This window comes from Streptomyces cyslabdanicus (assembly GCF_052663305.1).
Genome location: NZ_JBQRUW010000031.1, coordinates 11444 through 38109 on the forward strand (window position 1 = coordinate 11444; position 26666 = coordinate 38109).

Annotated in this window: 20 protein-coding genes; 8 read left to right on the plus strand and 12 right to left on the minus strand. The window is 71.5% G+C overall.

What is annotated here, in order from left to right; genetic code table 11:
• Positions 1-2: 2 nt before the first annotated feature.
• The 10 genes from ACTYVM_RS19380 to ACTYVM_RS19425 form a co-directional block, all read right to left on the minus strand.
• Positions 3-1265 (minus strand): ABC transporter permease, encoded by a 1263-nt coding sequence (locus ACTYVM_RS19380; RefSeq protein WP_445527104.1) that lies wholly within the window; start codon positions 1263-1265, stop codon positions 3-5.
• Entirely contained in the window at positions 1265-2392 is a 1128-nt protein-coding gene (locus ACTYVM_RS19385; protein ID WP_445527105.1) for an ABC transporter permease, read from the minus strand. The genes ACTYVM_RS19380 and ACTYVM_RS19385 overlap by 1 nt, the downstream gene beginning before the upstream one ends.
• Positions 2389-3984, minus strand: coding sequence for an ABC transporter ATP-binding protein (locus ACTYVM_RS19390; RefSeq protein WP_445527122.1), 1596 nt, complete (start codon positions 3982-3984; stop codon positions 2389-2391). Before ACTYVM_RS19390 ends, ACTYVM_RS19385 begins: the two co-directional genes overlap by 4 nt.
• 226 nt (positions 3985-4210) lie before the next feature.
• Positions 4211-5260, minus strand: a complete 1050-nt coding sequence (locus ACTYVM_RS19395) for a BMP family lipoprotein (protein ID WP_445527106.1) — start codon at positions 5258-5260, stop codon at positions 4211-4213.
• 299 nt (positions 5261-5559) lie between these two features.
• Positions 5560-6612, minus strand: coding sequence for a BMP family lipoprotein (locus ACTYVM_RS19400; RefSeq protein ID WP_445527107.1), 1053 nt, complete (start codon positions 6610-6612; stop codon positions 5560-5562).
• Positions 6613-6900: 288 nt separating this feature from the next.
• The gene (locus ACTYVM_RS19405) at positions 6901-8136 is read right to left on the minus strand and encodes an amidohydrolase (RefSeq protein ID WP_445527108.1); all 1236 of its coding nucleotides are present in this window, start codon (positions 8134-8136) and stop codon (positions 6901-6903) included.
• Between the two features lie 374 nt (positions 8137-8510).
• Complete coding sequence (locus tag ACTYVM_RS19410) at positions 8511-9605, minus strand: hypothetical protein (RefSeq protein WP_445527109.1); 1095 nt, start codon at positions 9603-9605, stop codon at positions 8511-8513.
• 34 nt (positions 9606-9639) lie between these two features.
• Positions 9640-10578: an N-acetylneuraminate synthase family protein gene (locus ACTYVM_RS19415; protein WP_445527110.1), complete on the minus strand. Its 939-nt coding sequence runs from the start codon at positions 10576-10578 to the stop codon at positions 9640-9642.
• 14 nt (positions 10579-10592) lie between these two features.
• Positions 10593-11864, minus strand: coding sequence for a cytidylyltransferase domain-containing protein (locus tag ACTYVM_RS19420; RefSeq protein WP_445527111.1), 1272 nt, complete (start codon positions 11862-11864; stop codon positions 10593-10595).
• Between the two features lie 32 nt (positions 11865-11896).
• The gene (locus ACTYVM_RS19425; RefSeq protein ID WP_445527112.1) at positions 11897-13237 is read right to left on the minus strand and encodes a DUF6716 putative glycosyltransferase; all 1341 of its coding nucleotides are present in this window, start codon (positions 13235-13237) and stop codon (positions 11897-11899) included.
• Positions 13238-13435: 198 nt separating this feature from the next.
• Between ACTYVM_RS19425 and ACTYVM_RS19430 the strand changes: the two genes are divergently transcribed.
• From ACTYVM_RS19430 to ACTYVM_RS19460, 7 genes are all read left to right on the plus strand, one after another.
• The gene (locus tag ACTYVM_RS19430) at positions 13436-14413 is read left to right on the plus strand and encodes a glycosyltransferase family 2 protein (RefSeq protein WP_445527113.1); all 978 of its coding nucleotides are present in this window, start codon (positions 13436-13438) and stop codon (positions 14411-14413) included.
• Positions 14413-15744: a polysialyltransferase family glycosyltransferase gene (locus tag ACTYVM_RS19435; RefSeq protein WP_445527114.1), complete on the plus strand. Its 1332-nt coding sequence runs from the start codon at positions 14413-14415 to the stop codon at positions 15742-15744. The genes ACTYVM_RS19430 and ACTYVM_RS19435 overlap by 1 nt, the downstream gene beginning before the upstream one ends.
• 118 nt (positions 15745-15862) lie before the next feature.
• Positions 15863-17119: a hypothetical protein gene (locus ACTYVM_RS19440; protein ID WP_445527115.1), complete on the plus strand. Its 1257-nt coding sequence runs from the start codon at positions 15863-15865 to the stop codon at positions 17117-17119.
• Complete coding sequence (locus ACTYVM_RS19445; protein ID WP_445527116.1) at positions 17116-19341, plus strand: polysaccharide pyruvyl transferase family protein; 2226 nt, start codon at positions 17116-17118, stop codon at positions 19339-19341. Before ACTYVM_RS19440 ends, ACTYVM_RS19445 begins: the two co-directional genes overlap by 4 nt.
• A gap of 122 nt (positions 19342-19463) precedes the next feature.
• Positions 19464-20429, plus strand: a complete 966-nt coding sequence (locus ACTYVM_RS19450; RefSeq protein ID WP_400028738.1) for a glycosyltransferase family 2 protein — start codon at positions 19464-19466, stop codon at positions 20427-20429.
• A 3-nt stretch (positions 20430-20432) separates the two neighbouring features.
• Positions 20433-21788: a polysialyltransferase family glycosyltransferase gene (locus tag ACTYVM_RS19455; RefSeq protein ID WP_445527117.1), complete on the plus strand. Its 1356-nt coding sequence runs from the start codon at positions 20433-20435 to the stop codon at positions 21786-21788.
• A gap of 156 nt (positions 21789-21944) precedes the next feature.
• Positions 21945-23027, plus strand: a complete 1083-nt coding sequence (locus ACTYVM_RS19460; protein ID WP_445527118.1) for an acyltransferase — start codon at positions 21945-21947, stop codon at positions 23025-23027.
• A 144-nt stretch (positions 23028-23171) separates the two neighbouring features.
• On the opposite strand, the gene leuE is transcribed toward ACTYVM_RS19460, so the two are convergent.
• Together leuE and ACTYVM_RS19470 are read right to left on the minus strand one after the other, a co-directional pair.
• Positions 23172-23822 (minus strand): leucine efflux protein LeuE, encoded by a 651-nt coding sequence (leuE, locus tag ACTYVM_RS19465; protein ID WP_445527119.1) that lies wholly within the window; start codon positions 23820-23822, stop codon positions 23172-23174.
• Between the two features lie 98 nt (positions 23823-23920).
• Complete coding sequence (locus ACTYVM_RS19470; protein ID WP_400028734.1) at positions 23921-25501, minus strand: acyl-CoA mutase large subunit family protein; 1581 nt, start codon at positions 25499-25501, stop codon at positions 23921-23923.
• A 239-nt stretch (positions 25502-25740) separates the two neighbouring features.
• Between ACTYVM_RS19470 and ACTYVM_RS19475 the strand changes: the two genes are divergently transcribed.
• Entirely contained in the window at positions 25741-26604 is an 864-nt protein-coding gene (locus ACTYVM_RS19475) for a L,D-transpeptidase family protein (protein WP_445527120.1), read from the plus strand.
• The last annotated feature ends 62 nt before the right edge of the window (positions 26605-26666 follow it).

Consider the following 26666-nt stretch of genomic DNA (forward strand, 5'->3'; position numbering starts at 1 on the left):
GCTCACTTGCCCTGTCCCTTCCGGTACGGGTGACCGTCCGCCTTCGGCATCCGCAGGCGCTGTGCCGACAGGGACAGCACCAGCAGGGTGACGATGTACGGCGTGGCGGTCACGACCTGCTTGGGCACCTCGTTGGTGCTGAGGTACCAGGCGAACATCCCCACCGAGACCACGGCGGTGATGACGGCGGGCACCAGCTTCTTCTTCCACACCAGGTATGCCGCGCCGAACACCAGCAGGATCGCAAGCAGCAGGATCAGCGCGTGCACGTTGGTCGCGCCGCCGCGCAGGTTCAGGCTGTCGGTGTAACCGAACAGGCCGGCGCCGAGGGCGAGGCCGCCCGGCATCCAGTTGCCGAAGATCATCGCGGCGAGACCGATGTAGCCGCGTCCCGCGGTCTGGCCGTCGAGGTAGACGTTCGAGGCCACGATGGACAGGAACGCGCCGCCCAGGCCCGCGAAGCCGCCGGAGATGATCACGGCGAGGTACTTGTACTTGTAGACGTTGACACCGAGCGACTCGGCGGCCACCGGGTTCTCGCCGCAGGAGCGCAGGCGCAGCCCGAAGGCGGTGCGCCACAGCACCCACCAGGACAGCGGCACAAGGGCGACCGCGACGACGGTCAGCGGCGACAGGTTGGTGATCAGACCGCCGAGCAGGCCGGCGACGTCGGAGACCAGGAACCAGTGCTTGGTGTTGAGGGTGTCCAGCCAGCTCGACAGGCCCGGGATGTCGAAGGTGCCGAGCGAGTCGATCGGCGGGGACTGCTTGGAGGAGCCCTGCGGGACGCCCTCGAACGTGAACTTCGACAGGTAGCGGGTGGTGCCGAGGGCGAGGATGTTGATCGCCACACCGGAGACGATGTGGTTGACGTTGAAGGTGACCGTGGCGATGGCGTGCAGGACCGCGCCGAGCGCGCCGCCGATGATGCCGAAGAGGACACCGACCCAGGGGCCCCACTGGTAGCCGGCCCAGGCACCGAACCAGGTGCCGAGGATCATCATGCCCTCGAGGCCGATGTTGACGACGCCGGACCGCTCGGCCCACAGGCCGCCGAGGCCGGCGAGGCCGATCGGGACGGCCAGGCGCAGCGCGGTGGACATCTGGCCGGTCGAGGTGATGCCGTGCGCGCCGGTGACGATGCGGACGACCGAGGTCAGCACCAGCACGCCCGCGATGATCAGCAGGAGCACCGGGAGGGAGACACGGCGGCTGCCCTTGCCGGGCTGTTTGGCCTGCGGCTTGGCGATGGTCGCGGTGGACATCAGGCCGCCACCTCCTTCTTCTGGACGTTGTTCTGGGCGGCGGCCGCGGCGAGCTCGGCGCCGACCTGCTTCTGCTGGCGGCGCAGGCCCCACTGGCGTACGGCCTCGTAGGAGATGACCACCGCGAAGACGATCAGGCCCTGCATGATGGTGGCGATCTCCTTCTCGTACGCCACGGGGGTGGCGTAGTCGAGGGCGGGAGAGGCCTTGTCGAGGAAGGCGATGAGGAGGGCGGCGACGGCGATGCCGACCGGGTTGTTGCGGCCGAGCAGGGCGATGGTGATGCCGGTGAAGCCGAGGCCGGTCGGGAAGCTCAGGCTGTAGGTGTGGGCGTCGCCGAGCAGCAACGGCAGGCCGGACAGGCCCGCGACCGCGCCGGAGATCAGCATGGCGGTGAGGACCATCTTCTTGGCGTCCACGCCGGAGGCCGCGGCGGCGCTCTCCGACTCGCCGGTGGCGCGCAGGTCGAAGCCGAAGCGCGTGCGGTTGAGGACGATCCAGTAGACGATGCCCATGGCGACGGCGAGGAAGACCAGGCCGTAGATCTGGCCGACGTCCGAGCCGAGGTCGATGCCCGGGACCCAGCCGGACTCCTTCATGGTGCCGGTCGTCATGTTGTTGCCGACCTGCACACCCCAGACGTCCTTCAGGGTGAGGTAGCCGATGAGGCTGGTGGCGATGGAGTTGAGCATGATCGTGGCGACGACCTCGCTCACCCCCCGGGTGACCTTCAGCATGCCCGCGATGCCGGCCCAGAAGGCGCCGGTGAGCATACCGACGAGCAGCAGCGTCGGTATCTGGAGGAAGGACGGCAGGGCCAGGTGGGCGCCGACGACGGCGGTCATCATCGCGGCGAGCCGGTACTGGCCGTCGACGCCGATGTTGAACAGGTTCATGCGGAAGCCGACGGCCACCGCGAGCGCCGCCAGGTAGTACATCGACGCCTGGTTGATGATCAGCACCTGGACGTCGGAGTACGACGCCTGCTCGATCATCAGCGTGTACGGCTCGATCGGGCTCTTGCCCGAGGCGATCAGCACGACCGAGGTCAGCAGGATCGCCGCGACGAGCGCGATGACCGGGCCGGCCACCGCGAGGAGCACCCGCTCCTTGTCGAACTTCTTCATCGGGCCTCGTCCTCCGGACCGGCGTCTTCCCCGGTGGTTTCGGTGTCTTCCAGATGGCCGGTCGCGGCACCCGTCATGGCCGAGCCCAGCTGCTCGGGGGTGATGGTGGCCGGGTCGGCGTCGGCGACCAGCCGACCGTTGTAGATCACCCGCAGGGTGTCGGACAGGCCGATCAGCTCGTCCAGGTCGGCGGAGATCAGCAGCACGGCCAGGCCCTCGCGGCGGGCGTCGCGGATGTGGTCCCAGATCGCGGCCTGCGCGCCGACGTCCACGCCGCGGGTGGGGTGGGCGGCGATGAGGAACTTGGGGCTGTGGCTCATCTCACGGCCGACGATCAGCTTCTGCTGGTTGCCGCCGGACAGGGAGGCGGCGGTGACGTCGATGCCGGGGGTGCGGACGTCGTACTCCTCGACGATCCGGCGGGTGTCCTCCTGGGCGCCCTTGGGGTCGAGCCAGAAGCCCTTGGCGTTGGGGCGCTCGGTGACGTGGCCGAGGATGCGGTTCTCCCACAGCGGGGCTTCCAGCAGGAGCCCGTGCCGGTGGCGGTCCTCGGGGATGTAGCCGACGCCGGACTCGCGGCGCTTGCGGGTGGGCCAGGAGGTGACGTCCTCGGTCCCGAGGCTGATCGTGCCGGAGTCGGCGGCCTTCAGGCCGATGAGCGCCTCGATCAGCTCGGTCTGGCCGTTGCCCTCGACGCCCGCGAGGCCGAGGACCTCGCCGGCGTGGATGGTGAAGCTGATGTCGTCGAGGACGGCCCGGCCGCCCTCGGCCTCGAGGCGCAGCTTGTCGACGGTGAGAACCGGCCGGTCGGTGACCGTGGACTCGGCGGTCTCCGGGGTGGGCAGTTCGCTGCCGACCATCATCTCGGCGAGCTGGCGCGAGGTGGTCTCGGCAGGGACGGCCGTGCCCACGGTGGTGCCGCGGCGTATGACGGTGATGTCGTCGGCGACCGACAGGACCTCGCCCAGCTTGTGGGAGATGAAGATGACTGACAGGCCCTCGGACTTCAGTTCGCGCAGGTTGTCGAAGAGCGCGTCGACCTCCTGCGGGACGAGCACGGCGGTCGGCTCGTCGAGGATGAGGGTGCGGGCGCCGCGGTAGAGGACCTTGAGGATCTCCACGCGCTGGCGGTCGGCGACGCCGAGGTCCTCGACCAGGGCGTCGGGACGGACGCCGAGGCCGTAGCGGTCGGAGATCTCCCTGATCTTCCTGCGGGCCGCGCCGCCGATGCCGTACAGCTTCTCGCTGCCGAGCGCGACGTTCTCGAGCACGGTCAGGTTGTCGGCCAGCATGAAGTGCTGGTGGACCATGCCGATGCCGCGGGCGATGGCGTCGGCGGGGCTGCCGAAGCTCACCTGCTCGCCGTCGACCGCGATGGTGCCCTCGTCCGGCTTCTGCATGCCGTAGAGGATCTTCATCAGGGTGGACTTGCCGGCACCGTTCTCGCCGACGAGGGCGTGTACGGTTCCCTTACGGACCGTCAGGTGGATGTCGTGGTTGGCCACGACTCCGGGGAAGCGCTTGGTGATGCCCGCGAGCTCTACCGCGATGGTCGACTGGGCGGTGAGCGGAGGGCTGCTGGACGCGTCGATGGCGACTCTCCTTGGGGAAAGGGGCCGCTCTACGCGCGTAGCGCCCCTGCTTTAAATAGTGCCCGGACCTGATCGACCTTGATTTGTCCTCGATCCGGTCCGGACATTCTGCCGCGTGAACGGGGTGCGAGTCGCTGTGCGCTTCCACACCCCGTTCCGCCGCCGTGACGCTGCCGCCGCAGCGTCACGTTCAGGCCGTCCCTGGGACAGGCCCGCGGTCGTTCGGTCAGGAGTCCTTGACCTTGATCGAGCCGCTCTTGATGGCTTCCTCGGCCTTCTTGATCGCCTTCTGGAGGTCGGCGTTGTTCTTGAAGACGGGGTTGGAGTCGGAGAGGCTCACACCGCCGGTGGCCAGGCTGGCGCGCACCTCACCGGTCTCGGGCTTGCCGTCCTTGACCGACTTGGCCAGGTTGAAGACGGCGCCGGAGACGTCCTTCATGGCCGAGGTGAGGATCGAGTCCTTGTACTTGGCCAGCGCGTCCTGCTTGTACTGGTCGGAGTCGACGCCGATGGCCCAGATCTTGTGCTCGGAGGCGGCCTTGATCACGCCCTGGCCGGACAGACCCGCGGCGGCGTAGACCACGTCGGCACCGGCGTCGATCTGGCCGTTGGCGGCGTTCTCACCCTTGTCCGGGCTGGAGAAGCCCCCCTCCTCGGCCGTCTGGGTCAGGTACTGCGACTTGACCGTGACGCCCTTCTTGGTGTCCGCGACGCCCTGCTTGAAGCCCGCCTCGAACTTGTGGATCAGCGGGACGTCCACGCCGCCGACGAAGCCGACGGTGTTCGTCTTGGTCGTCTTGGCGGCGGCGACACCGGCCAGGTAGGAGGCCTGCTCCTCGTGGAAGACCAGGTCGGCCACGTTGTTCGCGGTGATCGTGTTGTCGTCGACGATGCCGAAGGTGGTCTTCGGGAACTTGGCGGCGGCCGCCTTGACGGCGGGGGCGTAGGCGAAGCCGACGCCGATCACCGGGTTGTAGCCCTGCTTGGCGAGGGTCTCCAGGCGCTGTACCTTGTCCGCGTCCGACTCGCCGTCCTGCGGCTCGACAGCAGTGCTCTTGTAACCGAACTCCTGGTCGGCCTTGTCCATGCCGGCCGAGGCGGCGTCGTTGAAGGACTGGTCGCCCTTGCCGCCGACGTCGTAGGCGAGGGCGAGGCCCATGTTCTTGTCGCCGCCATCGGACGACGTGCTGGACGAGCTGCTGCCACATGCGGAAACAGTGACGGCGAGAGCTGCGGTTGCGACACTTGCAGCCGCTATACGGGACACCCGGCGCATGGAACGAGACTCCTTCGTGCAAGCGCCCATACCAGGCGCTGGTTCCGCCGCAGCGTAACGCGCGTAGACATGTCGGAAAACCCCTCCTTGCCAGAGTGTTATCCGACCGTTTTGATCCTTCGGTGCCGCTCTGGCCGGGCGTGGGTGCCCGCCGGGACGCCCAACGGCCGGTGGCCAGGGGGATCGAGGTCCCGACGCCACCGCGGGCACGCCCGGCGCCCGCGGACACCGTGACAGCGGAAGGCTCCGGACGGTGCGGTCCGGAGCCTTCCGTCAGCGTTTCCCGCCGGACGGCGCGGTCACTGCGTGTTCACGGTGACCTTGCCGTCGATGATGTCCTGCCTGGCCTTCTCGACGGCGGCGACGACGTCCTTCATGGCCTGGTACTTCGGGTTGGAGTCGGCGAAGCCCACGCCGCCGGACTTCAGGTCGCCGCGCACCTCGCCGGACAGCGGCTTGCCGTCGACGACGGACTTGGTCAGCTCGTAGACCGCGCCGCCGACGTTCTTCAGGGCCGAGCCGAGGATCCAGTCCTTGTACTTGGCCAGGGAGCTCTGCCGGTACTGGTCGGAGTCGACGCCGATGGCCCACACCTTGTGCTCGGCCGCCGTCTGGATCACGCCCTGACCGGACAGGCCGGCCGCGTGGTAGATGACGTCCGCGCCGGCCTCGATCTGGCCGTTGGCCGCGTCCTTGCCCTTGTCGGGGCTGGAGAAGCCGCCCTCCTGCGCGGTCTGCGTCAGGTACTGCTTCTCGATCTTGATCTTCGGGTCGACCGACTGGGCGCCCTGGACGAAGCCCGCCTCGAACTTGTGGATCAGCGGGATGTCCACGCCGCCGACGAAGCCGATGTGCTTCTTCTTGGTCGTCTTGGCGGCGGCGACACCGGCCAGGTAGGAGGCCTGCTCCTCGTGGAAGACCAGGTCGGCCACGTTGTCCGCCGTGACCGACTCGTCGTCGACGATGCCGAAGGTCGTCTTCGGGAACTTGGCCGCGACCTCCTTGACCGCCGGGCCGTACACGAAGCCGACCCCGATGATCGGGTTGTAGCCGGCCTTGGCGAGCTGCTCGAGGCGCTGCACCTTGTCGGCGTCGGACTCGCTGTCGTTCGGCTCGACGTCCCGGCCGCCGATCTTGAACTCGTCCTCGGCCTTCTGGAAACCGGAGAACGCGGCGTCGTTGAAGGACTGGTCGCCCTTGCCGCCGATGTCGTACGCCAGACCGATGCCCTTGCCCGAGTACGCTCCCGACCCACCGGCCGAGCTGGTGCCGGCCTTGTCGGAGCCGTCGGCCGAGTCACTGCTGGACTTGCCGCACCCGGCGGCCGCGAGCGCGATGACCGCTACGGTCACCGCGGCTCGGGAGAATCTGGTCCTCGATGAGTTCAGACGCACAGCAAGCACCCCTTCTTGCCCCACGGCACCGTCGCCGGCCCGCTGTCCCCATGTGCCGCCTCTGGTGGCGATTCCGGCGCAGATTAACGCGCGTAGAGGCGGAGGGATACGGGGTTTCTCGTGGCCGTTACCGAACCGTGCCGCCTGGGGGTGCGAGCGGGGTGACCTTGCTCGGCGTGCCTCCGGTCGCGGGCGGGTGGCACGACCGGCGCCGGGGGCGCCCGAAACGGACGCCCCCGGCCGGGATCAGCGCGTCGGATGCAGCAGGGCGGCGGCGGTGAACAGCTCCACACCCACCCTGATGGCGGACTCGTCGGCGTCGAAGTCCCCCTGGTGCAGGTCGCGCACGGTCCGCTCACCCGGGGTGCGCACCCCGAGCCGGGCCATCGCGCCGGGCACGTGCTCCAGGTACCAGGAAAAGTCCTCGCCGCCGAGGCTCTGCTCGGTGCCCTCCACGGAGGCGGCGCCGCGCCGGGCGGTCATGGCGTCGCGCAGGAGTTCGGTCACCACCGGTTCGTTGACGACCGGCGGCACCCCGCGCACGTAGTTGATCTCGGACTTGGCCTTGTGCAGGTTGGCGACCTCGTCGATCGCGGCGACCACGATGTCGGGCGCCGTCCGCCAGGCGTGGATGTCCAGGCAGCGGACCGTCCCGGCGAGTTCGGCGTGCTGCGGGACCACGTTCGGGGCGTGCCCGGACTCGATCCGGCCCCAGGTCACGGCGAGCCCGGCGCGGGTGTCGACCCGCCGGCCGACGAGCGCGGGCACGTCGGTGACGACCCGGGCGGCGGCGGTGACGAGGTCGGTCGTCAGGTGCGGCCGCGCGGTGTGCCCGCCGGGGCCGTCCAGCAGGACCTCCAGCCGGTCGCAGGCGGAGGTGATGGGGCCCTGGCGCAGTCCGATCCGGCCGGCGTCGACCCGGGGGTCGCAGTGCACGGCGACGATCCGGCCCACTCCCTCCAGCGCGCCGCTCTTGATGGCTTCGGCGGCGCCGCCGGGCAGCACCTCCTCGGCGGGCTGGAAGATCAGCCGCACGGGCCGCGGCAGCAGCCCCTGCCGGTGCAGGTCCGCGAGCACCAGACCCGCGCCCAGGACGACGGTGGTGTGCACGTCGTGCCCGCAGGCGTGGGCGCGGTCGGGCACGGTGGACCGGTACGGGCTCTCGCTCTTGGTGTCGGGGATGGGCAGGGCGTCGATGTCGGCGCGCAGGGCGAGCACTGCCGGCCCCCCGCCTCCGGGGTCGCCACCGATGTCGCAGACGAGACCGGTCCCGGCCGGGAGCACCCGCGGCGCGAGCCCGGCCTTCTCCAGCCGCTCCTTGATCGCGGCGGTGGTACGGAACTCCTGGTTGCCGAGCTCGGGGTGCATGTGCAGATCGCGCCGGAAGGCGACGAGCTCGGTGTACAGCGCCTCGGGCAGTGTGCCGGGGAGGGCGTCCGCCGTGGCATCAGCGGGGAGATCGGCCTCGGATTCTGGGGACATCAGTTGCTTCACCCTCTGAAGGGTAGGACGCCGGGGCGGTCAACTGGCCCTGGATCAACAAAAGTTCAACCCTTAGGGGAAGAAAAGGTGGCCGCCCGGCGCATACGAATCGACTGGGATGGGTAGACTCGCCCGCCTTCGTCGGCCGAGCGGATCACGGAGCCCCCGGGGAGTGGCTTGCGTCACGCCCCTGGCGTCCCGCCCCATTTGTTCATTTCTCCACGCATACCACGTCGCACCCGCACCGCGCCCGGCATGTTCACCTGACGGACGACCGTCCGGATCGCTGCCAGCCTCTCCGAGCCTCCTCGGGGCCGCCTGGAGAAGGCACCGAGGAGGCTCGGAGAGGTCCTGGAGAAGTCCTGGAGGGCCGTTCAGCCGGCCTGGGCCGTCCGGGCGAGGCGGTGCACGTCCCGGGCGGTGCCGGTCACCCCGGACAGGAAGCCCTCGGCCCGTGGGGAGGCGTGCGCCGTCAGCCAGCTCGGGTCGATGTCGCAGACGGTGACGCGCACCCCCGTGCCGGCCAGGGCGAGCGGCAGGGTGTGGACGACGGTGGAGGGGAAGCTGAGGATCGTACGGCCGATCGGGCCCCGGCGGGCGATCAGCTCCAGGGGAAGCTCGGGGCGGACGACCTGGAGGCCGGTCTCCACGGCCAGCCGGTGCAGCTTCTCGGCGCTCTCGCGCCGGTGGGCGAAGTAACGGGTCGCCCCGTGCGCCTTGGCCAGTGCCCGCACGGCGTCCAGGTACCGGTCGCCGTCGACGACGCCCGTCTCCACCAGCGACGTGCCCACCAGGTCGGCGCCCGCGGTGACGCCGGGCGGCCCGAAACGGGCGCGGGTCCAGGCGAAGCGGTTCGCGGTGACGGTCACGCCCCGCGGGGTCTCGTCGATCGGCATGGACGAGAACACCTCCACCCGGCGCTGCCCGCCCGGGGTGAGGCGGCGCCGGGCGACGGCCGACACCGGGCCGAGGACGAGGTCCCGCGGGCCGCGACGGCCCTTGCGGTGCCAGCGCACGAGCCGCTCCCCGCGGGCGAGCTGGACGACGAACTCCATCGTCGCCGTGCCGTCGTCCACGACCACGAGGTCCCGCGCCCTGGTGATCGTCAGCAGCAGCTGCACATACCGCGAGAACGGGTCGCCCATCACGACCCGCTCGGCCCGCCGGAGCGGTCCGGCCAGGCCGCCGATGGTCCTCAGCGGCGCCCCGGCCCCGCCCCGCGCCTCCTCCCACCGCACCTCGTGCCCCTCGTCCCGGGCCAGCTGGGCCATCCGCCGCAGCTGACCGCGGCTCATGGGATCGGTCGGCGACAGCACGACGAGGGTGATCCCGGAATCCGGGCGGGCGCCGAGGGCGGTCCCGCCCGGATCGGGGGCGCGGTCGGTGGTGTGGCCGCGGGCGTGAGCCCATTCCAGCACGTTCAGCAGTTGTACCGGGCTCTCGACGAAGGCGAGGGTGCGGGGGCTCATCGGCGCGGGACCGTCCGTGTTAAGGGGCTGGGGCTCACACCGCGACCGGCTCGCCCGCCGCCGCGGCGATCTCCGCCTCGGCGACGACGCCGGTGACGCGGCGCAGCTTCTTCATCGGGCCGAGCTCGGAGTCGTAGACCTTCTTCACGCCGTCGCCGAGGGAGGCCTCGATGGTGCGGATGTCACGGACCAGGCGCGTCAGGCCCTGCGGCTCCACCGAGGCGGCCTGGTCGGAGCCCCACATGGCGCGGTCCAGGGTGATGTGGCGCTCGACGAAGGTGGCGCCGAGGGCGACCGCGGCGAGCGTGGTCTGCAGGCCCGTCTCGTGGCCGGAGTAGCCGATCGGGACGTTCGGGAACTCCTGCTGCAGGGTGTTGATCACGCGCAGGTTCAGCTCCTCGGCCTTGGCCGGGTACGTCGACGTGGCGTGGCACAGCAGGATGTTCTCCGAGCCGAGCACCTCCACCGCGTGGCGGATCTGCTTGGGCGTGGACATGCCGGTGGAGAGGATGATCGTGCGGCCCGTGGCGCGCAGGGCGCGCAGCAGCTCGTCGTCCGTCAGGGAGGCGGAGGCCACCTTGTGGGCGGGCACGTCGAACTTCTCCAGGAAGGCGACGGCCTCGGGGTCCCACGGGGAGGCGAACCAGTCGATGTTCTTGCTCTTGCAGTAGTCGTCGATCTGGCGGTACTCGTCCTCACCGAACTCCACGCGGTGGCGGTAGTCGATGTAGGTCATCCGGCCCCAGGGGGTGTCGCGCTCGATGTCCCACTGGTCGCGCGGGGTGCAGATCTCGGGGGTGCGCTTCTGGAACTTCACGGCGTCGCAGCCGGCCTCGGCCGCCGCGTCGATCAGCTTGAAGGCGTTCTCGAGGTCGCCGTTGTGGTTGATGCCGATCTCACCGGTGACGTAGACCGGGCGGCCGGGGCCGGCCTCGCGCGAGCCGAACGTGCGGATGCGGGAGTTGGTGCTCATGGCGGGAGTTGTCCTTACTTGGTGAGGGAATCGAGAGAGGGGCCGAGGATCCAGCTGGCGATCTCTCGGATCGCGCCGTCGCCACCGGGGACGGTGGTGACCGCGCGTGCGGCGCCGCGTACGACGTCGTGGGCGCTCGCGACCGCCACGGGCCAGCCCACGAGGGAGAAGCACGGGAGGTCGTTGACGTCGTTGCCGACGTAGAGCACGCGCTCGGGCGCGATGCCCTGTTCCTCGCACCACTGCTTCAGCGCGAGATCCTTGCGGTCGATGCCGTGCAGCACCGGAAGCCTGAGCTTCCGGGCGCGGGCGGCGACGACCGAGTTCTGCTCCGTGGACAGGATCAGCATCCTCAGGCCGCTGTCGCGCAGCGCCGCGATGCCGAGGCCGTCCCCGCGGTGCACGGAGACGAACTCCCGTCCGTCGGAGTCGATCAGCACCCTGTCGTCGGTCTGGGTGCCGTCGAAGTCGAGTACGACCGCGTCCACGTCGGCGGCGGTCGGCAGCGAGCCGGGCCGGTCGGCGTCGAACAGCGGTGCCAACGCCCGCGCCCGCGCCAGGTCGTGCGGGTCGTCGATCTCCAGCACCCGCGCGGGGTCGGTGCGCACGAGCTCCGTACGGCCGAAGAAGCGGTGCCGGTGCGCGCGGAACCCGGACGCCGTCATGGCGTAGGCGGCGCCGGTCTCCAGCAGGTCCTGGGGGCGGTCCTGGCGGCGCGGGCGGACGGACTTGTCGTGGTTGACGCCGTAACCGCCCTCGGTGGCGGCCGCGTCCGACGGCGCGCCGTCGGTCACCGGGTCGTCGGCGGCGTCCCGCCACACGAAGCCGTGGAAGGGCGCCACGGTCACCGCGGTGTCGGCGCCGTCCTCGACGACCGCGCCCGCGACCCCGTCGACGTCCTGACTGCGCAGGAACGGGCTGGTGCACTGCACGAGCAGCACCACGTCCACCGGGGCGCCGTGCAGCGCCTCGTGCGCGTCCATGGCGTGCAGCACGGCGGCCTCGGAGGTGGCGGTGTCACCGGCGATGGCGGCCGGTCGCAGCACCACCTCGGCGCCGGCCTGGCGGGCGGCGGCCGCGATGGCCTGGTCGTCGGTGGAGACCACCACGTCGGTCACCAGGCGGGCCGCCCGGCACTCGCGCACGGCGCGGGCGACCAGCGGGACACCGCCGACGGGGGCGAGGTTCTTCGCGGGGACACCCTTGGAACCGCCGCGCGCGGGTATCACCGCGAGCACGCGGCGCACCGGGGCGCCGGATCCCGCATCCGGGTGGGCGTCGGTCATGGGCTGCACTCCTTGAGGTGGGACGCGGTCGCTCACAGCTCCCCCATCCGCCGGATCACGGGCGCCACGCGCTGCACGCCGTGGCGGTAGGCGCCGCGGGCCGCATGGCGGAAGATCCGGCGCACCGGGCCGGGCGCCCGGTCGGCGGATGGCGCGCCCGGCAGCGGGCCGCCGTCGGGGGCGAGGTGGTGGCGGGCGAGCACGCCGGGCAGGTAGCCGGGAGCGGTGACAGGGGTGTAGTAGGGCTTCAGCGGCGGGAGTTCATCGGCGCCGAGCAGTTCGTCGACGCGGTGGCGGGCCCGGTCGAAGGCGGCCTCGTAGGTGTCTCCGGTGGCGACGCCCTGGCGGGCCACCCACCACGGGTCGGGTTCGGGCTCGTACCCGTCGTCGAGCTGGTCCCAGGAGGCCAGGCAGCCGGAGCCCACGAAGTGGTGGTTGCCGAGCGCCTCCCGCACCCCGAGGTCGGTCAGGACGACGGTGGGGATGCGCCGGTGCAGGGACTCCAGGGCGGCCGTGGAACTCACCGTGACCAGCAGGTCGGTGCGGTCCAGGACCTCGCCCATGTTCCCGTACACCAGGCGGAGGTTGGCGGGCAGGTCCTTGCGCTGGGCCAGCTTCTGGTACGGCAGTTCCTCGATGTGCGTGGTGTGCTCGCCCGGCTTGGAGCGGAGCTTGAGCAGCACCTCGCGCCCGGGGTGCCGGCGGGCGTGCCCGATCAGCCGGTCCAGCAGGTAGTCGCGGTCCGCGCGGGTCTGCGGCACGGAGGGCTGCGCGGCGAAGACGACCGTGTAGGGGTCGTCCTCCGCACGGTCCGGGGTGTGCGCGGCGCCGCCGAGGAACGGCAGCGCCACCTCGGTCACCGACGAGGCGTCGGCGCCCACTCCCTCGTACACGGCCCGGAAACGGTCCGCGTCCTGGCGGGAGTTGGCGAGCACGAGGTCCGCGCCGTGCCGCAGCAGCAGCCCGTCGGTGAGCTTCTCGTAGACGACGCCGACGTAGCCGGTGACGACCACGGGCCGCTCGGTGCGCCCCTGCCAGGCGTGGGCCAGTCCGTGCAGCATCGCCTGGACCCCGCCGCCGACGAGGGAGAGCACGAGGACGTCGTACGGCTCCCGCGCCATCTCGCGCAGGAACTCGGCGGCGGTGACCTCACGCAGACGGTCCGCGCGGACACCGACCTCCTCGAGCTGGCGGGCGGTGGGGGTGGCACGGCCCCGCAGCAGGTAGCCGTCGAGGCGGATGTCCGGTTCACCCGAGTCGGGGGAAACACCGGCGGAAACCAAGCGGTCCGCCGTGAGCGCTCCCCATTTCCACCGGGTGTCGGAATCCGCGAGAACAGCGACTCGCCGGGACTTCTTCGCACTGGCTGGCACGCCGAAGACCGTAGGAAGGCATTTCTAGGAACCGCCCAACCCGAACGCAACAAACGGTTAACAGCACGTCGCCGAATGGCGAATCGGGCCGCCGGCGGCCCGGAAGAAGGGCGGGTTCACAGCGCCGCCACGCGTCGTTCACCCAAACTCAAGCCGGCGGTAAAGGCGGCGGCGGGGCCGCGCCCTAACGTCACCCGCGTGGTCAAGCTCTCCGTCATCGTGCCGTTCTACAACGTCCGGCCCTACGCGTCCGACACTTTGAAGAGCTTGCGTGCGAACGCCCGCGAGGACTTCGAATTCATTCTCGTCGACGACTGCTCGCACGACGGGACGTCGGACGCTCTCGCGCGCGCGGAGCGCGAGCTGCCCGGGGCGGTGTACGTCAGACACGAGAAGAACGGCGGCATCGCGACCGCGCGCAACACCGGGATCGACACGGCGCGCGGCGAGTACCTGACCTTCCTGGACGGCGACGACTGGCTGGCGCCCGGCCACTACGCGCGGCTGGTCGCCGCGATCGAGGAGCTGGGCTGCGACTTCCTGCGCACCGACCATGTGCGGTGCACCGCGCGGACGCGCACGATCCAGCGGGTCCCGCACGGCCGGCGGGGCGAGGTGATGGACCCGAGGCGGGCGATCCTGCCCGCCGAACGCACCACTTCCGTCGACTACCCCTACGCGTGGGCGGGTGTCTACCACCGCCGGCTGGCCGACCGGGGGCTGCTGCACTTCACCGACGGTCTGCGCACGGCCGAGGACCGGCCGTGGATCTGGCGGCTGCACCGGGAGGCGGAGTCGTTCGCCGTGGTGGGCCTGCCGGGCGTCTTCTACCGGCGCGGGGTGGAGGATTCCCTCACGCAGATCGGCGATGTGCGCCAGCTCGACTTCCTCCGCGCCTTCGACCAGGTGATCGAGGAGACCGCGGCCGACCCCGAGGCCGACCGGCTGTTGCCGAAGGCGGTGCGCACCTACTGCGCGGTCATCGCCCACCATCTGTCGGGGATCGACAGGTTCGAGCCCTCGGTGGCCAGGCAGTTGCGGACCATGAGCGCCGCGGCGATCAAGCGACTGCCGCAGGAGCTGCTCACCGACGTGCTCGACACCATGGATCTGAACCGTTCCGCCAGGCTGCGCCGACTGCGCCGCCGGGTCTTCGCAGCGAAGGCGGCCTCCTGATGCCCCGCACCACCCGGATCCTCTGCGCCTCGACGCTGCACGGCGCGGCCACCCTGGCCGCCGCGATCGGGTCCGACCGCTTCCCCGGGGAGGACCGCCGCCTGCTGCTGGTGTGCAACACCGCCGCGACGCCGGAGACCACCCCCGCCGTCGACGAGATGCCGGGCTTCGCCCCGCTGCGCGACCACTTCGACGGCGTACTGTCGTGGAACGAGGCGATCCGCCCCTTCCACCCCGGGGCCTGGTCCCCGCGCCCCGACGACTTCCCGCTGTTCGAGCGGCATCTGCGGCTGCTGTGGGACCTCGGCGACGACCGTGTGTCCCTGGTGACGGAGTCGCTCCAAGCCAACCCGGCCCGGGCCATCGCCCAGTCGTTCCCCGACGCGCCCATCGACGTCTGCGCCGACGGGCTGGCGGGCTACGGCCCCACGCCCGGCAAGATCGACCCGCTGGTCGGCACGCGGGTGCGGCGGCTGCTCCACCTGGACCTGGTGCCCGGGCTGACCCCGCTGCTGCTGACCGAGTTCGACGTGCCCGCGCACGCCCTGCCGGCCGACGCGTTCACGAAGGTACTGAGCCGGATCGGCGACGCCGTGCCGCTTCCGCCGCTGCCCGAGCACGCCGCCCTCCTGCTCGGCCGGCGCCCGTCCGCGCCGGGCAGCCTCTGCGCCGAGGAGGACGAGGAGGACCTGCAGGTGCGGATGGTGCGGGGCGCGGTCGCCCGCGGGCACCGCTCGGTCGTCCTCAAGCCGCACCCGACCGCTCCGGCCCGCCACAGCCGCGCCGTTGAGGCCGAGGCCGACCGGCTCGGCGTGGACCTCACCGTCCTGGACCTGCCCGTGCCCGCCGAGGTGCTGTTCGAGAAGGCCCGGCCCGCGCTGGTGGTGGGATGCTCCTCGACCGCGCTGTTCACCGCGTCCACGTTCTACGGCCTGCCGACCGCCCGCGTCGGGACCGCGGCGCTCGTGGACCGGCTGACGCCCCACCGGAGCAGCGACCGGATCCCGGCCGTCCTGGCCGACGCGGTACTGCCGGACCTGGAGCACGGCGCGGGCGAGGACGCCCTTCCCGCCGACGAGCTGGACGGCCTGCTCACCGCCGTCGGTTTCACCATGCAGCCGCAGATCCACCGGTTGCTGCGCCCGGCCGCGGAGCGTTACCTCGCGCGGCACCTGGGCCCGCGCACCCAGCGCTACTTCCCGCGCAAGCGGCTCACCTCGCTGGGGCTGCCCGGCGGCATCCCGAAGCAACTGGCGTTCCTGCCCCGCAACGCCGCGGCGCGCCGGATGGTGCGGCGGGCGCGGGCGCTGAAGAAGGCCGTGCGGGGCTGAGGGCCTGCGCACGGTCGGCTGTTCAGGGGTGACTGTTTACTCGCTGTCCATCAGGAAGCCACTCGCGGCCCGTCACGCTGGGGCACATTCGTCGTCCGATCGGAGGACGGTGGAACGCATGTCGAACCCCCTGGCGGGACTGTTCAAGGCACGGCAGAAGGAGACCGCCAGGCCGGCCCTGTACGCCCAGGGCATGCGCCTGTGCGGTGAGTACCTCGCGGCGTGGGGCGACCCGGCGACGCCTCGGCACACCCGCCTGGCCCGGGCGATCGGCGTCTACGCCGCCTCCCTCGACACCCCGTCGGCCGATCCCTTCGACGCCCTGCTCAAGGTCGGCGAGCGCGCTCTGGAGGCCGGCGGGGACGGCGGGCTGGGCCTCGCCCTCGGCATGGCCGAGACATCGACCCGGATCCGGCAGCGGTCCAGGGGGGCCTGGCGGCTGCGCGGCCTGGCCCTCGACGGGCTCGGCCGCGGCGACGAGGCGCTGGAGTGCTACGAGCGCCACCTCACGCTGCTGCAGGACATCGAGCCGGGGCAGGAGGTCGTCCGCAGGGTCGACACCCTGCGGCGCCGGCGGGCGTGCCTGGAGGCTGCCGCCGCGGTCTTCCCCCGGGCCGGCTCTTCGCTGCGCGAACTGCTCGGACAGCCCACCGCGGTCGCGGCGCCGGAGTTCGCCGCCTTCGTACAAGCGCGGGTGGCCGCGCACGGCGCCGGGGACCCCGCCGTGCGGCGCCTGCTGACGCTGTACGGCACGTACCGGCGGCTCGTCGAGCGGGCGGCGGTGTCCGACCCGCTGCTCGACGGGACCACTCCGATCGGCGTCGGCGGGCTGCGCGGTCTGATCGAGGGGCGGGCGGTGTGCCTGGTCCCGGACGCGGACGACGTCGCCGGGAGCTCGCTGGGCACCGAGATCGACCGCTACGACCTGGTGGTGCGCTGCGACTCGTTCCGCCTCCGCGCGCAGGACACCGGCGAGCGCACCGACCTGCACGCCGTCTCGTTGCGGGGCGGCGCCCCCTGGGACGGGCCCTCCTGGACCCAGCCGGCCGGCATCCGGCTGGTGTTCGGCGACCCGGCCGCACGGTGGCGCCGCGCCACTCGGCAACGGCTCGTGCCCGGAGCGCAGGAGCACGTCGGCGACGCGTCCCTGCGCCGGCCCCTGACCGACCCGGCGCTGCTGGGCGAGGACGGCTGGGAGACCGCGACCACCACCGCCTTCACCGTCCTCAGGCTCCTGGACTTCCTGGATGTCAGCCCCCGCCTGGACCTCATCGGCTTCGGTCTGCCCGGCCGGCTGCGGCCGAGGGAAGCCGAGTGGGTCATGGACCACGCGACACACGTCGACGACAGCAAGATGAGGATCGCCCTGCGATGACCCACTCCTTGGCGGACGACCGGAGCACCATCACCGGCAGACGCCGGATCGCGTTCGCCGTCCACACCGGCACCGAGCGCCTGTCCGGTCTGCCCACGCTGCTGCGCAGCCTGGCGCTGACCAACCCGAACGTGTGCGAGGACTTCGTGGTCCTGCACCCGGGGCCGGCCGACTCCTCGTTCGACGCGCTGCGCCGCCTGCACCCGCGTGTCGTCACGCGCCGGGCGGACGACCGCGCGGACCTCTTCCGGCTTCAGGGCTACGACACGGTCGTCGTCCTGAGCCCGGACATGGTCGTGCTCGGGGACATCGGTGAGCTGCTGCGGATGCGCCACGGGGTGGGCGCCGTCCCGCAGCTGCTGTGCGACGAGGACGGCGGTGAGCGGCGTGCCGTCCTGCCCGGTGGCCTGCTGGTCGTCCAGCGCTCCGACGTGGACGAGGCCGTGGCGGTCCGGCTCGCCGGCGACGCGGGCGACGGGGGTCAGGACCCCGTGCCGGCGGACGTCCTGGTTCCGCTGGACGCGCGGTACGACTTCCTCACCCACCGGCTCCACGACGACACGCCGGTGCCCGCACACGTCGCCGTCCTCCACTTCACCGGCCCGTCCGACGCGCCCGGGTACGGTCCGGCCGCCGAGACGCGGCGCCGCTTCGAGATGAGCGACGAGGAGTTCCGGGCGGCCTACTGCGCCCTGCCCGGCGACAAGCACCCCGACCTCCTGGCGCACTGCGCGCCGCCCCTGCTCGAGGCGCGTCCCTCCCTCGACCTGGCCCGTACGGTGGCCGACGTGTACCGCCGGCAGGGCCGCTACGACGAGGCCGTCGACGTCCTCGCCCCGGTCGTCGCCGACCGGCTGGACGCGCCCCGCTGCCAGGAGACGCTGGGCGTCTGCCTGATGGCGCTGTCGCGCTACGACGAGGCCGAGGCGCGTCTGCTGCTGGCGGCCGCGTCCCCCGATGTCGCCCCGCGCGCCTTCGCCCAGCTCGCCCGCCTGGCGTGGCTGTGCGGGCGGGAGGAGGACGCGCACGCGTACGCCCGCGAGGGCCTGGACGCCGATCCCACCGACGCCGGGTGCCACAGCTGGTACACGCGCACCCGGCCGGAGGACCCGGAACCGCGGCAGCCGGCCGTCGCCGCGGACCAGCTGGCGCACGTGGCGCTGTTCGCCGAGGGCCAGGAGAACGCCGGGGACAAGGTCCTGCCCGAGGCCGTGCGGATGTGCTTCGACACCGACACCGGCCCGCGCCGCTGGTACCAGCAGCCGGTGCACCGGCTGGTCGACGAAGCGGCGCTGGAGCAGCTGAACGCGCGGCGCGGGGTGATCGTGGGCGGCGGCGGGCTGTTCCTCCCGGACACCTCCCCCAACGGCAACAGCCACTGGCAGTGGAACGTCCCGGACGGGATCCTGGCCCGGATCACCGCGCCCCTGGCGGTGTTCGCGGTCGGCTACAACGTGTTCGACGGACAGCTCTACCGCCGCGGCCGGTTCGCCGAGAGCCTGCGGGCCCTCGTCGAACGGTCGGCGTTCTTCGGGCTGCGCAACCACGGCTCGATCGAGCGGGTCCGCGAGCTGCTCCCCGGGGAGCTGCGCGACCGGGTGCGCTACCAGCCCTGCCCGACCACGGTGGCGCGCTACCTCATGCCGGGCCGGTTCGACCCGGCGGAGCGGTCCGACACCGTCCTGCTCAACTGCGCCTACGACCGCGCGGGGCTGCGCTTCGGCCATGACTACGGCCACTTCCTCGCCCAGATGGCGACCGCGCTGCGAGAGCTGCGGGAGCGGACCGACGTGCGCTACGCGGCCCATATGCCGGCCGACGAGAAGTTCGTGCACGACCTGCGCCGGGAGCACGGCCTCAGCCTGCCCGTGGAGCCGCTGTACGACATGTCGAACGACACCGTCCGCGACCTGTACGGCCGGGCGCGGCTGGTGATCGGCATGCGCGGGCACGCGGGGATGATCCCCTTCGGCTGCGGCACCCCGATCCTCAGCCTCGTCTCCCACCCGAAGCTCGCCTACTTCCTGTCCGACATCGGCCGCGAGGAGTGGGGGCTGTCCGTGCACGACCGGGAACTCGGCCCCCGGCTCACGGAGCGGGCGGCGGCGCTCCTCGACGACCACGCGGCCGCGGTGGCGGACGTGCACGACGCGCAGAAGTTCCTGTGGGAAACCACCCGGTCGAACATCGACGAGCTCCAGGAGGCCTTCGGCCGGGCGTGAGACACCAAGAATTCATCGCCGATGTGCGCGGAATCCACCTCCGCGCCTCGGGTGGCACCGCCCCCTTCGCCAGCATCGTCAGCCTGTCCCACATCTCCGACCTTCGAGCGTGAGAGGCCCACGTGCCGAGACTGTCCGTTGTCGTCCCCATGCACAATGTGGGAGCGTTCGCCGAGAGCACGCTGCGAAGCCTCACCAACAACGCGGATCCCGACTTCGAGTTCCTGCTCGTCGACGACTGCTCCACCGACTCCACTCCCCAGGTGATCGACCGCTGGGCGGAGAGGCATCCGGGTGCCAGGGTGATCCGGCACGAGAAGAACATGGGCATCGCCCAGGCGCGCAACAGCGGTATCGACGCGGCGCAGGGCGAGTTCATCACCTTCCTCGACGGCGACGACTGGTACGGACCGGGTCACCTCGCCGAGCTGGTGCGCGCCATGGACGAGCTGGGCTGCGACTTCGCACGCACCGACCACGTCCAGGCGACCGGCACCGAGCGCGTGGTCCGGCGCCCCCCGGCGCCGGTGCGCGACACCGTGATGGATCCGCGCGACGGAATAGCGCCGGCCGACACGGAGACGATGGTCGACTACCCCTTCGTCTGGGCGGGGATCTACCGCCGGCACCTCTTCGACGACGGCGGTATGCGCTTCGCGACCGAACTCCGCACCGCCGAGGACCGGTTGTGGATCTGGCGGCTGCACCTGAAGGCCAGGACGTACGCCTCCCTCGGTGTGCACGGCGTGTTCTACCGGCGGGGCGTCGCGACCTCGCTCACCCAGATCAGGGACTCCCGTCAGCTGGACTTCATGCCGGCCTACGACACACTGCTCCAGGATCTGCTGCGGGATCCGGAGAGCGAGCGTTTCCTCCCCAAGGCCGTACGGACCTACTGCGCCATGATCGCCTTCCACATCGGCAAGGCGAACGAGTACGAGCCCGCGACGGCCCGGCTCCTGCGGAGCGAGGCGAGGGCCGCACTGCACCGCATGCCCGGGGACACGCTCGAGGAGACCCTCACCACCATGGACAGCACTCGGAGCAGGTTGCTCAGCCGCCTGCGTGACGGGCGGAAGGCTGCCTGAACCATGCCCCGCAAGACCCAGATCTTCCAGGTCTCGACCCTCTACGGAGCGGCCACTCTCGCCGCGGCGCTCGACGCGGGCCTGTTCGGACCGCGCGACGGAGCCCGGCGCGTCCTGCTGGTCTCCAACAACGCCGCCGTGCCGGAGACGGCCCTGCGCCTCGACGAGATGCACGGCTACGAGCGCATAGCCGGCCGGTTCGACTCGGTGGTCAGCTGGAACGAGGCGATCAGCCCGTACCACCCCAGTGCCTGGGGTCCGCGGGGGAACGACACGGTGGTGTGGCAGCGGGCGTTCCGTCTGCTGTGGGGCATCGGCGAACGGGACCTGGTCGAGCTCGCCGTCGAGTCGATCCAGGTGAACCCGGCCCGCGCGCTGGCGGCGATCTTCTCCGAGAGCGCCGTCCATGTGTACGCCGACGGCCTCATGAGCTACGGCCCGACCCGGGACAAGCTGCCGCTGACCATCGCGTGCCGCATCCGGCGACTGCTCCACCTCGACCTGATCCCCGGCCTGAAACCGCTGCTGCTGTCCGAGTACGGCGTCGAGCCCGAGATCGTCCCGGACCAGGCGTTCCGCGGCGTGCTCGACGAGATCTCCCAGGACGCGGCGGACGACCCGCGGTTGGCGCCCGTCCTCCAGGAGGCGCCGACGGCGGTGCTGCTCGGCCAGTACCTGGCGGCGATCAACATCCTGAGCGCCCAGGAGGAGGAGGACCTCCACGTCCGCATGCTCACCGGGGCCGTGCGCGCCGGGCACCGGTCCGTGGTCTTCAAGCCCCATCCGACGGCGCCCGCCGGCTACTCGGCGGCGCTGAGCAAGGCGGCGGCGGACGCCGGCGTCCGGCTCACCGTGCTGGACGCGCCGCTGCTGGCCGAGACGCTCTACCACCACTGCCGTCCCGAACTCGTCGTCGGCTGCTTCTCGACGGCGATGGTGACCGCCTCCGCCTACTACGACGTGCCGGTCGCGCGGGTCGGGACCGCGCAGGTGATGCGGCGCCTCAAGCCGTACCCGAACAGCAACCGCGTGCCCCTGGCCGTGGTCGACCACCTGGTGCCCGACCTCGAGCGCGAGGAGACCCCGGCTCTGATCGGCACGGCCCCCGAGACGTTGTCACCGCTGGTCCGGGCGATCGGTTTCTGCATGCAGCCCAAGGCGTACCCGAAGCTGCGGGAGTCGACGGCCCAGTGGCTGCGGAGCAACCTGGCCGGCAGCCCCGGCCACTACTTCCCCGAGCTGCGGCTGGCCGAACTCGGCCTTCCCGGCAGCCGGCCGCGGTCGCGCGCGAAGCTCCAGGTGAGCCGTGCGAAGCGCGTGGTGCGCAGGGCGGTACGGCGCGGCGCCCGGATGGGGTGACGCGGGCGGAGGGCCGTCTCCTTCACCCTCCGTCCCACCCGCCCCAGTGGCCCCAGCCCGCCCCACCCGCCCCGGACGGCCAACCGAGTCCCACCGGACGCAGCGGCGCCATCCGCTCTTCAACTCCCGTACACCGGACTTCCCGAGAGTTGCGCAGTGCCCAATGACATAGCCGTACACGTGCCGCAGCAGAGAAGCGCCTCGTCCGAGCAGGCCGCCCCACCGCGGGAACACCGCTTCGACGTCGACCTGATGCGGCTGGTCTGTTCCGCCATGGTCATGCTGGGGCACACGGGCGCCCAGTTCATCAAGTCCGTCGGCAACAACCAAGCGGGCGGCTCCGGGTCGTACTGGGCGGGACACGTGGTCGAGGGGATCCACGCGTTCGCCGTTCCCACGTACTTCGCCATCGCCGGCTGGGCCGTGCTGGTCGGCGCGCCCCCACGCGACAGCGCCCGGATGTGGAAGAGGATCGTCCGCAACACCGTTCCGCTCTTCGTGTGGACGGCGGTCTACCTGGTGTGGGCCTGGCTGCGGGACCGCAACGAGCGGCCGATGACCGAGCTGGCGGTGGACTCCCTCTTCGGCTCCGTGCGGCCCGCCTACCACCTGTGGTTCATGTACAGCTACATCCCGATCACCGCGCTGCTCGCGTTCGCGATGCTGGTCAAGGCCGGGAAGCGGCCCTGGGGCCTGGGAGCGGCGCTGCTCGGCATCGCCGTCGCGCCGAGCGTGCTGTCCACGCTCGGCGAGTTCACGGATCACAAGATGCCGACGGTGACCTGGGGGTTCGGCACCTACTCGCTGGTGTACGCGGTCGGAGGCGCGTTCCTGATCGCCCTCCCCGCCGGAGTCGTACGGTGGCGCTGGCCGCTGTTCGTCCTGACGCCGCTCGCCATGGCCGGGTGCCTCTGGTACAACACGCAGGTCCATTACGTGATCCCCAACGCGCACCTGTTCGTCGCCGTCCTGACCCTCTGCGTGCTGCTCCTGATCAACAGGATCCGGATCCCGGAGAAGCTGCGGCCGCTCCTGCAGAAGCTGGCCGGTGCCGCGCTCGGCGCGTACATGGTGCATGTGCTGTTCGTCGAGGAGGTCGTCGCCCCGCTGGTGTCGCCGGACCTGAGCGGACCGGTGGCGGGACTGCTCCTGGTCGGTCTGCTGGTCACGGTCATGGCCCTGTCGTTCAGCGCCAGCCTGCTGTGGGGCAGGCTGAACCTGCGGCGCCTGCTCGGCTGAACCGGCCGCGCCTGTACGCACATCGAAAGGCCCCGCCCCGCCCGGACAGCCGGACTCACGGGGGCGGGGCCTTCCCGCGTCCCAAGGGCGCCCGGCTCACCGGGATCCCGCGATGGCGACGCCGCCGGCAGGCAATCTGCCGCGCTACACGCTCGACAGCGACAGCTTCACCGCGAAGCCGAGGAACAGGGCGCCCGCCGCCGACGTCGCCCCCGCCGACAGGCGCCTGCGGCGGCGGAAGGCGGCGGCGAGCTTCGTGCCGCCGAAGATCAGGGCGCTGAGGTAGAGGGAGCTGGCCAGCTGGAGCAGGGCGCCGAGGAGAACGAAGGAGAGGGCCGGATAGGCGTAGGCCGGGTCGACGAACTGCACGAAGAAGGCGATGACGAACAGGATCGCCTTGGGGTTGAACAGGCTGACGACGAAGGCGCGCCGGAACGGCCGCTCGTCGGCGGCCGCCGGGGCGGAGTCCTCGACCGCCGGCGTCTCGCGTCGCGTCCGCCACATCCCCCAGCCGGCCCGCAGCATGCCGACCGCGAGCCAGGTCAGATACCCGGCGCCGGCGTACTTCACGATCCCGAACACCACCGGGTTCGCCTTGAGCAGGGAGGCGGCCCCGGCCGCCCCCAGCGTCATGAGCACGGTGTCCCCGCACCAGACGCCCGCCGCGGCGGTGTACCCGGCGCGTATCCCGCGCCGGGCGGCGACGGAGAGCACGTACAGCGAGTTGGGGCCGGGGAGCAGGACGATGAGGACGAGCCCTGCCAGATAGGTGGGGAGGTGGATGACTCCGAACATGGCAGGGAGTGTCGCACGCGGATCCGGCACCGCGGTGCCGGATTCCGGGGGACGAGACGGGCGGTCCGGCCGCCCCTCCGGCGCGGGGCGGCCGTCGCTCAGAACGCGTCGCTCGGCACGTAGTTGCCCCACACCTCGCGCAGCGCGTTGCACACCTCGCCGACCGTCGCCCGGGCCCGCAGCGCGTCCTTCATCGGGTACAGGACGTTGTCCTCGCCCTTGGCGGCCTTCTTCAGGGCGGACAGGGCCGTGTCCACCGCCGTCTGGTCACGCTCGGCGCGCAGCCTGGCCAGGCGTTCGGCCTGCTGGGCCTCGATGGCGGGGTCGACGCGGAGCGGCTCGTAGGGCTCCTCCTCGTCGAGTTCGAAGCGGTTGACGCCGACCACGACCCGCTCGCCGGAGTCGGTCTCCTGGGCGATGCGGTAGGCGCTGCGCTCGATCTCCTGCTTCTGGAAGCCGTGCTCGATCGCCGAGACCGCCCCGCCGAGGTCCTCGACCTTCCGCATCAATGCGACGGTGGCCGCCTCGACGTCGTCCGTCATCTTCTCGACGACGTAGGACCCGGCGAACGGGTCCACCGTCGCGGTCACGTCCGTCTCGTACGCCAGGACCTGCTGGGTGCGCAGCGCCAGACGCGCGCTCTTGTCGGTGGGCAGCGCGATGGCCTCGTCGAAGGAGTTGGTGTGCAGCGACTGGGTGCCGCCCAGAACCGCCGCCAGGCCCTGGACGGCGACCCGGACCAGGTTCACCTCGGGCTGCTGCGCCGTCAGTTGCACGCCCGCCGTCTGCGTGTGGAAGCGCAGCATCAGCGACTTGGGATTCTTCGCGCCGAACTCCTCCTTCATCACACGCGCCCAGATCCGGCGGGCCGCGCGGAACTTGGCGACCTCCTCCAGGATCGTCGTACGGGCGACGAAGAAGAACGACAGGCGCGGGGCGAAGTCGTCGACGTCCATGCCGGCCGCGACCGCCGTGCGGACGTACTCGATGCCGTCGGCGAGGGTGAACGCGATCTCCTGCGCGGGGGACGCGCCCGCCTCGGCCATGTGGTAGCCCGAGATCGAGATCGTGTTCCACTTCGGGATCTCGGCCCGGCAGTACTTGAAGATGTCCGCGATCAGCCGCAGGGAGGGCTTGGGCGGGAAGATGTACGTCCCGCGCGCGATGTACTCCTTCAGCACGTCGTTCTGGATCGTGCCCGTCAGCCGGTCGGCGCCGACCCCCTGCTCCTCCGCCACCAGTTGGTACAGCAGGAGCAGGAGCGCCGCGGGGGCGTTGATCGTCATCGACGTCGACACCTTGTCCAGCGGGATGCCGCCGAACAGCACCCGCATGTCGTCGATCGAGTCGATGGCCACGCCGACCTTGCCGACCTCGCCGTGCGCGATCGGCGCGTCGGAGTCGTGGCCCATCTGGGTGGGCAGGTCGAAGGCGACGGACAGGCCCATCGTGCCGTTGGCGATCAGTTGCTTGTAGCGGGCGTTGGACTCGACCGCCGTGCCGAAACCGGCGTACTGGCGCATGGTCCAAGGGCGGCCCGTGTACATGGTGGGGTACACACCGCGGGTGAACGGGTAGGTACCCGGCTCGCCCAGCTTCTCGGCCGGGTCCCAGCCCTTCAGGGCGTCCGGTCCGTAGACCGGCTCGATGGGCAGCCCCGACTCCGACTCGCGCGCCATGGTGTGTGCCTCCGCGTTTCCTTGTTACTCGCCGGTTACCCGTCAGTACCGCCAACTCCCGCCACGGACTGTAGCGGCGGCCGTGCGTCGGGTGGAGTGCCCCCGGCTGGGAGCTATCTCACAGCCGGGAACATCGTTCTGTCTCCCCACCTTGCCCCCTGGTTCGCCACCCGTCACGTGCGGGGAGACATTCCGGTGTACCGGCGGCCGCGGGCACCGGTGGGACAACGGGGGGCGCCATGCGGAGCAGGGGCACGAGGACAGCGGTCGCCGCCGTCGCGGCGGCCGCGGCACTGGCCGTCGTGTGCGGCTGTACGGTGCAGCCCCCGGACGCGGACGGGCGGCCGCGCTCGCCGGTGCACATCGAGATCCCGGACACCGGGTCGCCCGGCGGCCGCACCACGGCTCCCGGCGGCCGCACGACCGCCCCCGGCGACGCGGGCGAGGGCGGGACCCCGGGCCGCGCCACCGCCCAGGTCCTGTGGTCCCGCGGCGACAGCGGCCGTGACGTGCGCGAACTCCAGGCCCGGCTGCGCCAGATCGGCTGGCTGTTCGACGGGCCCACCGGGTCCTACGACGACCTGACCGAACAGGCCGTCAAGGGTTTCCAGGACAAGCGCGGACTGCCACGGACGGGGCGGACCGACACGGTCACCTGGCAGCGGCTGCTCGGGATGACGCACGAGCCGGGCCGCTGGGAGCTGTACCTGATGGGCGGGCAGCCGGCCGGGCCGCCCGACGCGCGCTGCCTGACCGGCCGGGTGCTGTGCATCGACAAGACCACCCGGACGCTGCGCTGGATGGTGGACGGGCGGACGCTGTCGACGATGGCGGTGCGGTTCGGAACGGAGTACACACCCACCCGCGAGGGTGTGTTCCGGGTCTACTGGAAGTCGCGGCACCATGTCTCGACGCTCTACGACTCCCCCATGCCCTACGCGTTGTTCTTCAGCGGCGGCCAGGCCGTGCACTACTCCTACGACTTCGCGGAGCGCGGCTACGCGGGCGGCTCGCACGGGTGCGTCAACGTGCGGGACGAGGCGGCGGTCTCGCGGCTGTTCGCTCAGGTGCGGGTCGGCGACAGGGTCGTCGTGCACCGGTGACCCGCGAGGCGGGGCAGGGCGGGCAGCGCGGGGAGGGTGGCGCAGGAGGAGGACTGGGGGCG